This window comes from Paenibacillus taichungensis, assembly GCF_003287275.1.
Taxonomy (GTDB): Bacteria; Bacillota; Bacilli; order Paenibacillales; family Paenibacillaceae; genus Paenibacillus; species Paenibacillus taichungensis_A.
On sequence record NZ_QEVW01000019.1, the window covers coordinates 144,167 to 157,418 of the forward strand.

At 45.2% G+C, this 13,252-nt stretch carries 12 protein-coding genes; 9 read left to right on the forward strand and 3 right to left on the reverse strand.

The window, feature by feature from the left end; genetic code table 11:
* Window positions 1–28 precede the first annotated feature (28 nt).
* Window positions 29–787 carry a GNAT family N-acetyltransferase gene (locus DC345_RS25865; RefSeq protein ID WP_113055654.1) on the reverse strand — a complete coding sequence of 253 codons (759 nt, stop codon included), beginning with the start codon at window positions 785–787 and terminating at the stop codon, window positions 29–31.
* A 172-nt stretch (window positions 788–959) separates the two neighbouring features.
* On the opposite strand from DC345_RS25865, the gene DC345_RS25870 reads away from it, so the two are divergent.
* Complete coding sequence (locus DC345_RS25870) at window positions 960–1,622, forward strand: M48 family metallopeptidase (protein ID WP_113055655.1); 663 nt, start codon at window positions 960–962, stop codon at window positions 1,620–1,622.
* A gap of 42 nt (window positions 1,623–1,664) precedes the next feature.
* A complete protein-coding gene (locus tag DC345_RS25875) occupies window positions 1,665–2,051 on the forward strand; it encodes an iron chaperone (protein WP_113055656.1) in 387 nt (128 codons plus the stop codon).
* Between the two features lie 47 nt (window positions 2,052–2,098).
* Here the strand turns inward: DC345_RS25875 and DC345_RS32490 are convergent, their stop codons facing one another.
* Together DC345_RS32490 and DC345_RS25880 are read right to left on the reverse strand one after the other, a co-directional pair.
* Complete coding sequence (locus tag DC345_RS32490) at window positions 2,099–2,365, reverse strand: putative holin-like toxin (protein WP_220095256.1); 267 nt, start codon at window positions 2,363–2,365, stop codon at window positions 2,099–2,101.
* Window positions 2,366–2,628: 263 nt separating this feature from the next.
* Window positions 2,629–3,204 carry a dihydrofolate reductase family protein gene (locus DC345_RS25880; protein ID WP_113055657.1) on the reverse strand — a complete coding sequence of 192 codons (576 nt, stop codon included), beginning with the start codon at window positions 3,202–3,204 and terminating at the stop codon, window positions 2,629–2,631.
* A 183-nt stretch (window positions 3,205–3,387) separates the two neighbouring features.
* On the opposite strand from DC345_RS25880, the gene DC345_RS25885 reads away from it, so the two are divergent.
* The 7 genes from DC345_RS25885 (at window position 3,388) to DC345_RS25915 (ending at window position 13,082) form a co-directional block, all read left to right on the forward strand.
* Window positions 3,388–4,971 (forward strand): ArnT family glycosyltransferase, encoded by a 1,584-nt coding sequence (locus tag DC345_RS25885; RefSeq protein WP_113055658.1) that lies wholly within the window; start codon window positions 3,388–3,390, stop codon window positions 4,969–4,971.
* A gap of 5 nt (window positions 4,972–4,976) precedes the next feature.
* Window positions 4,977–5,564, forward strand: a complete 588-nt coding sequence (locus tag DC345_RS25890) for a hypothetical protein (protein ID WP_113055659.1) — start codon at window positions 4,977–4,979, stop codon at window positions 5,562–5,564.
* A gap of 386 nt (window positions 5,565–5,950) precedes the next feature.
* On the forward strand, window positions 5,951–6,955 hold the full coding sequence (locus tag DC345_RS25895) for a phosphotransferase enzyme family protein (protein WP_113055660.1): 1,005 nt from the start codon (window positions 5,951–5,953) through the stop codon (window positions 6,953–6,955).
* 212 nt (window positions 6,956–7,167) lie between these two features.
* Complete coding sequence (locus DC345_RS25900; RefSeq protein ID WP_113055661.1) at window positions 7,168–7,698, forward strand: HAD family hydrolase; 531 nt, start codon at window positions 7,168–7,170, stop codon at window positions 7,696–7,698.
* A 136-nt stretch (window positions 7,699–7,834) separates the two neighbouring features.
* Window positions 7,835–8,974: a GntR family transcriptional regulator gene (locus tag DC345_RS25905; protein WP_113055694.1), complete on the forward strand. Its 1,140-nt coding sequence runs from the start codon at window positions 7,835–7,837 to the stop codon at window positions 8,972–8,974.
* Between the two features lie 398 nt (window positions 8,975–9,372).
* Complete coding sequence (locus DC345_RS25910; RefSeq protein WP_113055662.1) at window positions 9,373–10,860, forward strand: Vps62-related protein; 1,488 nt, start codon at window positions 9,373–9,375, stop codon at window positions 10,858–10,860.
* Between the two features lie 107 nt (window positions 10,861–10,967).
* Window positions 10,968–13,082: a DUF5054 domain-containing protein gene (locus tag DC345_RS25915; protein WP_113055663.1), complete on the forward strand. Its 2,115-nt coding sequence runs from the start codon at window positions 10,968–10,970 to the stop codon at window positions 13,080–13,082.
* Window positions 13,083–13,252: the final 170 nt, after the last annotated feature.

Genomic DNA, 13,252 nt, shown 5'->3' on the forward strand with positions numbered 1-13,252 from the left:
TCATGCTGATAAGTGATTGTAGAAAAGCCTAGACTTTCTTGACCCTATACCAGTATGTATAGATTTCCGTGTATCCAAGTTTGGCATACAGTTTTAATGCGGGAGCATTATTGGCAACTACTTGCAGGTAACTGGAGGTAGCACCATTCTCTTTTCCCCAATGCAACAGATGAAGGATCATCTGCTCGGCCAATCCCCGATTCCGGAAGTTAGCGTCCGTTATGATGTCATATAATCCAATATAGCCTCGTTCCACCACACCAAATCCACAAGCAACGACTTGTCCGTCGATGAACAGCGAGATGAAACCTGTACGCGTACGGATGTTATTCAACATTAGTTCCATCGTTCCCCGATGCAGATCACTTACCTGATTCAGTCTGCAAAAGTGATTCAGCCACTCTCCGGTTAACTGTTCGTCCATTTTTACATCAGAGTGCTCGGGCTCCTTAATGGTTTCCAGGCTCCGAGTCTGAACCCGGCTGAGATCCACAATATCATACCCCTTTTCATGCAAAAGCTGGTCGAGATGATCCGGCTGGATAAACGGCGTAATCTTGAATATGGTACTTAACTGATTGGAAGCGTAAATTTGCTCGCATTGCTCGATCTTTTCATGCACATCCATGGTCGAGTAGTGAAGAGGTTGAATGGAGTTGGCGCGCTTCGTATATCCCTGTGCAAAACGCATTGTCCATCCGTCAAAAAGCAAGGTGGATAAGGGCGGCCAATGGTTGAGTGATAGTTCCTCAATGGTTTTGTAATCCGGATTCGATGTAGGGGTCATATCTATCCTCCTATCTTATAATTTTATAATAATACATATTAATGAATAAAAATTTAATGCGAAATATATAATGTGTCACGAAACATAATGCATAGAGTTACTGAATGGGTTACAATCTGAATGAATAAATCCAAATTTTGAAATTGAAATATCTGAAGAAGTGGAGCAGGTTATGCTAACTATTGAAATAAACAATCACATCATTAACTGTCATATCGAATATGGAAAACGGAAGAAAGCTTCCATTACGATGGATTTACCCTATATGGTCACAATCAAGGCTCCCAATGGTACCAGCGAAGACATGATCCGGCAGCTTGTTACGCAGCATGGGGAAGTGATTTTGACAAAATCAGCTCTGATGCAGCAGGCGTTGGACGGTCCTCAAGCGAAAGAATATGAAGAGGAAGGTAAAGGGAAGTTTCTGCTCTTTGGCAAAGAACATGCGCTGCATGAGTTAATTCACGTAGAGGGATGTTCGGAAGAGGATTTGCGTGCGAATCTGAAGAAGTTTTATTTTGCGGAGTGTAAAAGAATGATCGGTGAGCGCATCGGCCGTTACCAGCAGGAGTTGAAGGTGAAGCCGAAGTCTGTGGACATCGTGGAATCGGCGACCAAGTGGGGAAGCTGCAGTTGGGATAAAAAGCTGACGTTTAACTACCGCCTGGCGATGGCTCCACTAGAGGTGATTGATTACGTGATCATCCATGAGTTATGCCATATCCATCATATGAATCATGATCGTTCGTTCTGGCGCCGTGTGGGCAGTGTTATGCCCGACTACAAAGCCAAGGAGGATTATTTGATGCGATATGGCCGAGCCATGACGTTGTAAAAATATGCGTACCACGAATGGACGTGGTGGAAGGAGTTCAAGATGTCAGATAGTACCTCTTATGATGTGCTGGTAGATGAATATATCTCGCAATTTCCTTCGGATGTACAGGTCAAATTACAATCATTAAGACAGATCATTCGCGATTCCGCTCCCAATGCCGTGGAGAAGATCAGCTACAAGATGCCAACGTATGCAGAGCACGGGAACTTGGTTCATTTTGCAGCGTACTCCAAGCATATCGGATTTTACCCGGGTGCCAGTGGGATTGAAGCGTTTAAGGAAGAACTCTCACGGTATAAAGGAGCCAAAGGATCGGTGCAATTTCCATTGGATCAACCATTGCCAGAAGAATTGATCCGCCGGATCGTGGAATTTCGGGTGCAGGCCAATGTGGAGAAGGCTCGGGAAAAGAAACGAAAGAAGTAGTGGATGGTACCGTAAGATATGCGCGAGTAAAAGGAAATGTATGAGGATTAACACGGTTTATATGTAACTTCAAAGATTTGAGTATGGTATAATAAGGGCAGATTATACGTAAAATGCAAAGAGAGCTGTGCTGGTAACACGACTCTCTGAGCAATAGCCGCTTTTAAGGGCGGTGGGCTTCGCTTAGAAAGCTGATCATAAATAGACCGCATCCTTTGCGAGGGGGGCGGTCTATTTGCGTTTATCGGACACAGAATGGCAACGATGAGCGTACCAAAGGTAAGCATCAACATGATTGCTTCAAACACTGTCACAGGGCATCCCTCCCTTCATGGCGAGGTAACCGACCGACCCTTTAAGCCTATTCTATTGCTTTGTTGATTATAGCATATTTTGTAAGAATTTATGGCTTCAGAATCTGTGTATATGTAATTCGCTCATTAGTTGCAGGGCATCCTGAAAAAAATAGCTATGTTACATTCTAATGTTGATTTGTGACCATAAGAAAACCGCCTTTGTGAAAAGGCGGTTATTTAGCGATTTGTCTACCGTTGCGTAATCACCTTAAATAACAAGGTCATCTTAACGTCTGATAAACGAGACCTATGGCTCCAGAATCAAAGGTCTTGTTTTCAATTAGATTAAGATTGATCTTCTCCTTGATGCCTTGGAATAATGGCAATCCCTTACCGACCAGGACGGGAGAAACTGTAATTTTATACTCATCAATTAAATCAAGCTGCATAAGGTGGTGTGCGAACCTAGGACTGCCGAGGATGACCATATCCTTGCCTGGCTGCTGTTTGAGGTTATTGATCTCTTCCTCGATATCTTCTTTCACGAGTCTTGAATTATTCCATTCGACTTTCTCCAGCGTCGTGGAAAAAACGACTTTGGCTGTCTTTTCGATCCAATCAGCATGATCAAGTTCATGTTGCGAAGCTGATGGGTTCGAAGGCACAGATGGCCAGTAACTGTGCATCATCTGATAAGTCCCACGCCCCCAAAGGACCGTGTCGGCAGTACTCAGAATTTCTTTTGCGTGTTTCTCCAAATCAGCATCGTAGGAAACCCAGCCAATGTCCATTTCACCATTCGGCCCTTCTACAAAACCGTCAAGCGATGCGTGCAGAAATAGAATGAGTTTTCTCATTTTCAATTCTCCTTTGCGCATGAGGGATATCTAACTATGAACATATTTTTCTTATTCGATGAGGTATCCTCATATTCCTTGTTGTCTCCATGAGCATTTTTAAGCACAAAACTGAATTCAGCCTTTTTTCAGGTAGAGCCATTATACTATTCCCGAATCCTGTACTGGAAAAGGAGTTTTGGCATGTCTAAGGTGATCCATAAGTCGCTTTATCTCATTCTGCTTGTTTTTGTCGGCGTGTTTATCGTTTCATCCCTATTTGTCCGGGCACAGTACAACTACACCTTGTACGGGGATAATCCGATTCTGGGTAGGCAGCAGTGGAGTATTTTTATCCCAGTGATTGTCTTGCTTCTGGTATCGGGCGTCGTGTTATATCGGCTTGGTCTGAAGCTGAACAAATACAGTCCCAAAGTTGTCATTCCTGTGGTGCTGCTATGTTCTCTGGCCATTCAAATTATAATTATTTTCGTGTTTCCACGAGTGCCTACGGATGATTCACAGACTGTGCTTTCACTCGCGATGAACATGCTCTACGATCAGGATTATTCCTCGTTTGAAACAGGTGGATATCTGCACATGTTCCCGTTCAACTTTTCTACCGTCTTGTATCTAAAGACATTGCTGTACTTGTTCCCGGATAATTATCTGGTGATCAAGCTGTTCAATATTTTGTTTGCAACGGTAACGACATTAATGATTTATCTCATTTATAAACAGTTAAATTATAAGTCCGAAGAACGTGATTACGGGGTTCTGATCTTTGCAGCGACGTATCTGCCATCCCTGTTTCTGAACAACCTGATCTATAACGATGTAATTGCTACAGCGTTTCTAACATCTTGTTTATACTTTTTGATTCGGTTTATACGTGAAAAGTCTTGGCAGACGATTGTCATTGCGGCCATTTTGCTCGCGATTGGCAACTACTTCCGAAGCATTGGTGTGATAGTGCTGATTGCTGCTATATTAACTATCCTGCTCAATATGCGAAGTATTGGATTCAAGAAAGGGATTGTCTCCATCTTTGTGCTGGCTATTTTGTTTAACGTCCCAGGGTGGACTCAGAATGCGGTCTTGAAATCATCAGGTGCTGTAAGTGAGCCTGTTGGAGAAAATTCGGCACCGGTCTATATGTGGTTGAACATGGGTATTAATCTGGAACGGTTCGGCTTCTGGGACAATATGGAGAGCTACCAGATCTATCAAAGAGAAGCCAACTATAATAAAGCTGAAAGTACAGAACTGTACAAGCAGGAGATTGAACGCAAACTGTCGGAAGCCAGCTTAAGTGACTTGGCCCAGATGTATTACAAAAAGATTATTTGGACCTGGACCGAAGGCACCTACCAAATGGATCGATATGGCATTGGCAATGAAAATTCTTCGGGTATGGGAGGAGGAAGAGGTGGCGGAATTGCCGGCTCCTACAGTTATACCAATGCGGTCACAGAATTATTCAAGGGAGATTCCGTCTATCGGACGGGGGTGCTTTGGATCGTTTATGTGATGAATTTCATGATGTACTGTTTTATTTTCATTCGCTTGGTCGGTGGGATTCGTGGAAAGCGGTATGACGAAGTCTCTTTGATTCTGGTTATTCTCGGATTTATCGGATTCTATATTCTGTGGGAGATTAAATCGAGGTATATCTACCCCGTATATCCGCTGCTGATTGTATTGTCGTACATGGGATTCAAAGATGCTTATAACTTCATGTCTCATAGAAAACTCGGCTGGGAACGTTCTTCCCTGAGAAAAGGGTGATCCGTATGCGAAAAAATGGTTATCTCATATCGGCTATGCTCTTGCTGCTGACCTGCTCAGTTTTGCTATCTGCCTGCGATGCTATCACTGCCCAGAACATTACGAATACCGGTTCTGCACAAGGCATGAACGGTGGCGGAATGATGAATGGTGGTGGCCCGGGCATGAATGGAGGAACGCAGAGGGGCGGAGGACAAGGGATGAATGGCAGAACAGGCGGTCAGGACGATATGCGGGGGATGATGAATGCCGATCTTACAGGCAGAGTGATCTCTGCTACAGGGAGTACCGTCACGATTTCGTTGCTTGAGGTGGAGGATAACTTATCCACAGATTCCAATAATGGAAATGGAAGACGATCAGGCGCCTCCAGAGGTGGAAGCATGGATATGAAAGATACGGGCATCGAAATGAAATTGAACATCAGTGAGGATGTGGATATCACGGAAGGCATGGGCGTGGGTACCCCAGGCAACAACCAAAATGCTAATTCATCCATTCAGGTGTCTGATCTGAAAGAGGGAGATGTCGTTATGGTTTGGTATAAGGAGAACACCGAAACCGTAGAACGAATGGTTGTTACACAGTCTTGATATTCATTGCCTACCTTCACTTGATGGAGTATTATGGAAATAACTTGTTTTTCGGAAGGAGTGAGCGTCATGAAACGACGGGCTAAGATGATGCAAAGCGTTACAACAACAATTAAGGTGATTACGAACTGAATAGATCCGGCAGAGCAACGACACATGGCGAAGCATTTGGAGTTTGCTGATGTGACGATCTGAGGTCTGCCGACATATAGGGATATTACTGCTCATTTTTCCTGGGTTGCACGAGGTTTATTTGCTTATGCAAGTAAACCCGTGTGTCCAGATTTTTAAAGCCGCAGGCATAGCCTGCGGCTTTTTGCGCGCAAAAATAGGAATCGGAACGCTAAATGCGTTCTACATTAAACGACCACTAAGGAGATATGCCCATGTTAAAACTTAAATATTTGTTCCATAATAACGATCTCGCCGAGATGATTTTGAAAAACTGGAGTTATGATCCGGAGTCACTGGACATGTTCAAGTATTATCGTATTTCCTCCAATGCTGTGTATCCGTTCAGGGATCAGGGAAAGGTTCACTTGCTTCGTTTTGCCCCTGCAGAGGAGAAAAATCAAACCAATCTTGCAGCAGAGCTAGAATTCCTGACCTATCTTAAACTAAACCAATATGGTGCCATGGAAGCTGTACCTTCCCATGCAGGGAAAGAGCTGGTTGAGGCACATACGCCTTGGGGAATGTATTATGCCTCCGTATTCAAACGAGTTGCTGGTAACCAGATGGGCAGTATCGATTTAAATGACCAGATCGTACACAGCTTGGGTAAGGCATTGGGTAAGCTGCATCGTTTATCCCGTGAATACACACCCAAACAGGCAAAACGCTGGATGTATACCGATGTATTGGATTGGATGAAGGGCGTTCTGGGGGAGTTCCCTGGCGAGAATGCGGCGCTCAATGAGGTAGAAGTTCTCCGGAGTTATTTTGCAAATTGGCCCGTTACTCTGCAGAACTTCGGGTTAATTCATTACGATTTTGAACTGGATAATGTCTTCTATGACGAGGAAAGTCATTCCTGTTACGCCATTGACTTCGATGACGCGATGTACCACTGGTACGCAATGGATGTGGAGCAGACTCTGGATAGTTTACGGGATGAAATTCAGCCGGATGAATGGGAGCAGAAGAAGCGACTATTCTTGCAAGGGTACTGGAAGGAAGCAGGAGACGCCTATGATATGGAGTCGATGTTTCCGGCATGTCGTCGTTTTGCCAATCTGTACGGTTATGTACGTGTGCTTCGATCTGGGGCAGAACAATGGGCGCATGAGCCAGAGTGGATGAGTGGATTAAGAGCAAGGCTGGATAAAGCGATGGCAGTAAAAGCAAAGCGGTTTGGTCAGCAGCAGCCCCACCATCTACCGGCCAAATGATCCTCATTACTTTTCCAGCAAAGATAATTAAGGTTAAATCAGGCATCTGCATAAGCGCAACGAAATAATGATTGATTTTTTATTCATCTCCATTGTAACATTGGATTAAGCGCTATACCTTTATTGTTAGAACATCAATGTTGGATTACATGGTCAAGTGGAAACCGGCAAGTCGTTTCACCAATTGAATGAAGAGGACGGTCATAACGAACATGGACGACAAAAAGTTAATTATCTTTTTTGACAGCGGCGATACCATTGTTGATGAATCGACCGAGATTCGGGACGAAGAAGGAATTGTTCTGAGTGCGGATCTGATTCCGGGTGCGGATATCACGATTCAGAAGCTTCATGAAAGAGGGTACACGCTGGCCCTGGTTGCTGACGGCGATGCACAATCCTTCAAGAACGTATTTAAGCAGCATGGACTTCATGATTATTTTAGCGCAATGATTATTTCGGAGAATATTAAAGCCAGCAAGCCAAGCCCGCGGATGTTTAAGGCAGCAATTGGTGCCCTTGATTTGTCAGAAGGGGATTTTTCAAGAACAGTGATGATTGGCAATAACCTGAGTCGTGATATGAAGGGAGCCAACGCGCTTGGCATCACCAGCATCTTTCAGAGCTGGACACCGCGTTATCCCCATGAGCCGGTGGATGAGACAGAACGTCCGACTCACACAGTCGGTGAACCGATGGAGCTGCTTGAACTTATTGAACGGCTAAATGCCGAAGTTAAATAAATAAGTGTTTGCTTGCCATGCCCGTGAGCAGAAGGATGGAATGACATTCAACCTTCTGCTCACGGGCTATTTTTACTTTTTTACATGAGAAAATGATAGAATGATCGTAAAATCCGGAACTGAGGCAGGTGTTCACATGGAGGAACCACATCGGAAGCCGTTGTTATACTTGCAAACTGCCGATTTGGTGATGGAAGAAATCCGTAACCGGAAATTGCAGCCACATGATCCCGTACCATCAGAGGGGGAGCTCTCCAAACTGTATTCTGTCAGCCGTATGACGGCCAAGCTTGCGCTGCAGATTTTGGAGAAACAAGGTATTGTCTATCGGTTGGCGCGGCGGGGGACATTTGTGTCGGGTGATTATTTGGGCGGGCCGGGTAAGGAGTCATTATCGGGGAATGTAACTACAGACAAGAAACTTATAAAGCGAAAAATTGCTCTGCTGTTCCCCAATATGGATGATTACGTAGCCAGAATTATTGCATCCGTCGAGCAGGAAGCACGTAAATCAGGTTGCCAGTTGCTCATTCGGATTACTACGGATAAAGAGGATGAGAGCATCTGCCTACAAGAGTTGTACGAGGAAGGAATCGATGGAATTATTCTGTTTCCAAGGGGGCGAACACGCTGCAGTGAAAAGGTGCTGGAGCTTAATCTGCTGAATTATCCTTTGGTAATCATCGATCGGATCTTTCGTGAGGTCAATATTGATTGTGTGTACCATGACCATTATCAGGGAGCCTACAACTTGACGGAATATTTGATTGATAGAGGACATCGGGAAATTGGGTATATCTCTATGCCGTTTGATGGAGTGACGAGCCGGGAGGACCGCTATAAAGGTTATGTGCAGGCCATGCTGGACTACGCACTGCCTGTTAACGGTCGCAATATTTGCCTGGATTGTGCAGAGGATTACATGCTCAACCTGAATGGGCCGAATCTCCAACTCAAGGATTTCATTCAAAGTAATCCCGCAATGACAGCCGTTGTCTGTGCGGATGATTATATCGCGACTTCTTGTCTGTACACGGCCTTATCCATCCACAAGCAGGTACCTGAGGAACTGTCCATCATTGGTTTTTCCGACATCCAGTTGGCGAGTCTGCTGCCCGTGCCACTGACTACGGCAAGACAAACGACAGAGAAGCTTGGACAGGCAGCAGTGAATTTGCTGTGCAAACGTATGGAGAATTCCCGAGAAGGTGCTTTATCCATCAAGGTGAACACAACCATCATCGAACGAAGCTCCGTACGTAATCTTAATCAATGAGTGTTGATGCGGTTCCGTTATTCAAGCCAATTTAAACCTTCCTTATCTCGTTTTGATGATAAGGGAGGTTTTTTTGTATGTCAGTGACATAAGATGGTTGTTATCATATTCAAACTCAATAATACGTGATTTGTTATGTATCTCACCTTTTTATGCAAAATATTGTAAATAATAGTAGTTATATGAAGTTTATTTGGAGGAAAATTTACATTTATATCATTGTATATGTCAATGACATATATTAGTGTGAAGATATGCCACTTATCTTTTAAGGATGAAGGGAGGATCTTCCGGAAAGCGCTACCACACATCCTGGGAAATGACCTGCAGAGCCAAAAGAAATGTAACGTACGAACGTTGGCAATAATCGAAATCATTATTCGAAGAGGAGCCCGAATATGACAATCAAATCCTTGCTTGCAGCTTCGTTCTTGGCAGTATCTCTTTTCTTTCCACTGGCGCAGCCTGCGCAGGCGGCAGAGGACAATGCCGTAACGGTTTACCAAGATGGAGATTTTGGAGGCAGCTCCCAACCATTTGGGATTGGCCTGTTCAATGTGAATCAGCTTAACGTGGTTGGCAACGACAAAATATCTTCGGTAAAGGTAGCTCCGGGATATCGATTGACCCTGTATCGTGACAAGGATTTTTCCGGTGATACCAAAATACTGACCAGCGATGCGGGATGGCTTGATGATTTTAATGACGCGACCTCCAGTCTGAAAGTAGAGAAGATCGGAGGCCCCAATAAACCAGTTATCGCATACTCCAATTCACCTTATGGAGGTTTTGAGCAGCAGTTTGATATTGGCAGCTATAATGTGGATGAACTGAAGGCTGGCGTAGGCAATGATGCCATTTCTGCACTTCGGGTAGCCCCAGGGTATAAGGTCACATTGTACAAAGACTACAATTTCGCTGGATACTCCAAGGTTCTGACCGCAGATGCGATCTATGTTGGCGGAGATATCAATGATTCGGTATCGAGCCTGAAGGTTGAAGCCATCTCGCCGCTCGATGCCACATCGCTTGCCGTTCCGGGTAACGATTACAGTGACACAGCCAAGCGTGAAATATTGCAAACCTTTGCACCCAAGATCTGGTTTGCCCAAGGCGAAGTTTATTTTCCGTCCTCGGTAGAACATACCCTGCCGCATGTGGATCGGTATGTGAATCCAGGTTCAGGTTTATATGAATTCAAGACCAAAACGGAATTAAATCCATATACTCTGAAACTGCCGTATTTTACGGGCGATCTGGCTAATGCGCCGATCTACGCGTTTTGGGTGGAGAAGGAGTATAACAATGTCGATCTGGTATATTTCCAGTTCAGTCCCTATGATCTTGGGAAAACGGTGTTTGGCACGGAAGTGGGAGATCATGTCGGAGACTGGGAGCGGGTTACGGTCAGATTGGCCAAGTTCATCGATCAGAACAGTAACTATGTGAAGCCGGTTCAAGTTTACTATGGCGCGCATTCTTTCGGTACAACCTACTCCTGGGGTGAAGTGGACAAAGTAAACAATACACATCCTGTCGCTTATTCCGCGTTTGGTTCCCATGGGATGTGGAAAGATCCTGGCAATCATGTCTATCAGGAACTCGTCGTGACCCAGTTGATTGATGTGACCAATCAGGGAACGGCATGGGATACCTGGAACAATATCCAGGCCTTTCAGTATTATCCGAATACCCGAACAGGCAATGGTCTGGGAAATGCTTGGCCTTCATGGCTGGACAGGGATTACAGCAATCCGAACAGCTTGTCTGTCTATAGATTCGGAAATCCGTCCCAAGGCTCCTTCTTTGGTCAGCCTCTGCTTGCGGGAGGACCAACAGGACCGCAGGAAAAAGGCGCATTAACGAATGATGTTATTTTAGATTAGACGATGATTAACGAGGGGACTCGCTTTCACAATGAAGCGGGTCTCCATGCTTATTGTTCAAATAAACAGTATTAACTGTGAATCTAACAACGGAGGCTCAGACAACCATGACTAACCGTAAAAAAGTACATGTTGTTTTTAAAACTCACCTGGATATCGGATTTACACACTTGGCGGAAAACGTCGTAAAGCAGTACATGGAAGAGTATGTGCCCAAAGCTATCGCACTGTCCGCACAGTTGGAAGCAGAGGGAGGACGAGAGCAATTCATATGGACCACGGGTTCCTGGCTGATCCGTCATTATCTGAATCATGCGACCGAAGAGGGCAAACAGGCTATGGAACAGGCGATCCGCAAAGGTCATATCGTATGGCATGGATTACCGTTCACGACGCACACCGAGATGATGGACCCCTCATTATTTCGCTACGGATTGTCCATCGGACTGGAGCTTGATAAACAATTTGGCAAAACGACCATAGCAGCAAAAATGACGGATGTACCCGGGCATACCCTTTCTATGGTGCCTCTGATGAATGAAGCGGGTATCCGGTATATGCATCTTGGGGTTAATCCAGCTTCCATGCGCCCGGATGTGCCTAAACTGTTCAGATGGCAGGCAGCGGATGGCAGTGAGATCATTGTCAATTATGCGGACACCTACGGTGAGGCAGTCGAAATTGAAGGTATCGATGATATCTTGTTGTTTGCCCATACGGGCGACAATTGCGGACCGCCAAGCGCAGAAGAGATTCGTGAACAATTCCAGCATATCCAGGAACGATACCCCGATGCAGAGATTATGGCTTCGTCTCTTGATGCATTTGCGGTGCACCTAGATCAGGTTCGGGACCAATTACCTGTTGTACGTGAAGAGCTCGGGGATACCTGGATTCACGGAGGTGGTACCGACCCGCTTAAAATAGCCCGATTCCGCCAGTTGCAGCGGTTAAGAGACAAGTGGTTGACGGAAGGCCGAATCGATCCGGCAAGCGCTGAATATAAAGGTATGAGTGATGCCATGCTGCTGGTTGTGGAGCATACGTGGGGACTTGATGTGAAGAAATGGCTTCCGGATTTCCGGAATTATGCCAAGCCTGACTTCAACCGGGCGCGGGAAATGAATGACGTGGACGTCGAGGATATTCCTGCCAAATTTCAATATATCGGTGCCTTCGCCATGGATGAGTTCGACAGTCACTCCAGCGGACTATTCTCTTCGGAGACGAGCCGTCGTACTTATTCGATGATAGAGAGCTCTTGGGCGGAACAGCGGAGATATTTGGACACGGCTGTGTCGTGCCTGAGTGAAGACAAGCAGAAGGAAGCGCGTCAAGCTTTTGAACAACTAAATCCAGTTAAAAGTGTATCTTCCGGTACTGTATCTGCGGCAAGTCATCAAGTTTATAGCAGTGGCGGATACCAGTTGGCCTTCAATAACAATGGTGCACTGATTCAGCTGACAGATGAGAATGAAAAGAATTGGGTTGACGCGAAGCAACCGTTCGGAGTCTATGCCTACGAAACCTTCGGGACGGAGGATTACGACAGGTATTTCCGTACTTATATGCAGAACCTGCCTGTGACCCATCCTTGGGCTGATGCCGATTTTAGCAAACCAGGCTTTGAATTTGTGCGTCCGCTACCAAGCCATCAGGTGTACTTGCCAATCGTGACCGATATGCACAAGTCAGGCAATGCTAGTGGCGATACGTATTGGTTCCGGTTGTCCATGCCAGCAGAAAGTTATGAATTGTACGGAGCACCCAAGGAACTGGAACTGGTATATACGTTTTCACAGGCAGGAGTGATAGAGGTTACCTTGCAATGGTTTGGCAAAGAAGCGAATCGTCTTCCAGAGGCCAGTTGGTTTGGATGCGGACTTAAGGTGGATAACCCCAATCTGTGGATGATGGACAAGCTTGGAGGACGAATCTCTCCGTTGAATGTTGTAAAAGACGGCAACCGCAATCTGCATGCTGTAGACAAGGGAGTATTCTATGATGGCACAGATGGCCAGGCCTCTATTGAAGCATTGGATTCCACTTTGGTCGCACCTGGACAGAGAAGACTGCTGCAATTCGACAACTCGTTTGTCTCGCTTGAATCCGGATGGCAGTTTAATCTGCATAACAATATCTGGGGTACCAATTTCCCAATGTGGTACGGGGAGGATGCCAAATTCCGCTTTCGACTAAATACAGCTGCAAACCGCAAATAAGAGAAGTTGATGTAGAATTTTACCAAAAATTGATGATCGGATAATAATCCTAGTACAATTGGAACCTATACTTGGATTTGTGAGTGAGGGTGCTGTTTGAGCAGACTTGAATTGTTCGGAATTGTTCCTGAAATGAATTTGAAAAAACAGAATTTTTTTGTAAAATCCCT

Bases quoted from the DNA above. Each gene is read 5' to 3' on its own strand.
- DC345_RS25865 (WP_113055654.1), bottom strand. From the start codon at position 787: ATGACCCCTACATCGAATCCGGATTACAAAACCATTGAGGAACTATCA.
- DC345_RS25870 (WP_113055655.1), top strand. From the start codon at position 960: ATGCTAACTATTGAAATAAACAATCACATCATTAACTGTCATATCGAA.
- DC345_RS25875 (WP_113055656.1), top strand. From the start codon at position 1,665: ATGTCAGATAGTACCTCTTATGATGTGCTGGTAGATGAATATATCTCG.
- DC345_RS25880 (WP_113055657.1), bottom strand. From the start codon at position 3,204: ATGAGAAAACTCATTCTATTTCTGCACGCATCGCTTGACGGTTTTGTA.
- DC345_RS25885 (WP_113055658.1), top strand. From the start codon at position 3,388: ATGTCTAAGGTGATCCATAAGTCGCTTTATCTCATTCTGCTTGTTTTT.
- DC345_RS25890 (WP_113055659.1), top strand. From the start codon at position 4,977: ATGCGAAAAAATGGTTATCTCATATCGGCTATGCTCTTGCTGCTGACC.
- DC345_RS25895 (WP_113055660.1), top strand. From the start codon at position 5,951: ATGTTAAAACTTAAATATTTGTTCCATAATAACGATCTCGCCGAGATG.
- DC345_RS25900 (WP_113055661.1), top strand. From the start codon at position 7,168: ATGGACGACAAAAAGTTAATTATCTTTTTTGACAGCGGCGATACCATT.
- DC345_RS25905 (WP_113055694.1), top strand. From the start codon at position 7,835: ATGGAGGAACCACATCGGAAGCCGTTGTTATACTTGCAAACTGCCGAT.
- DC345_RS25910 (WP_113055662.1), top strand. From the start codon at position 9,373: ATGACAATCAAATCCTTGCTTGCAGCTTCGTTCTTGGCAGTATCTCTT.
- DC345_RS25915 (WP_113055663.1), top strand. From the start codon at position 10,968: ATGACTAACCGTAAAAAAGTACATGTTGTTTTTAAAACTCACCTGGAT.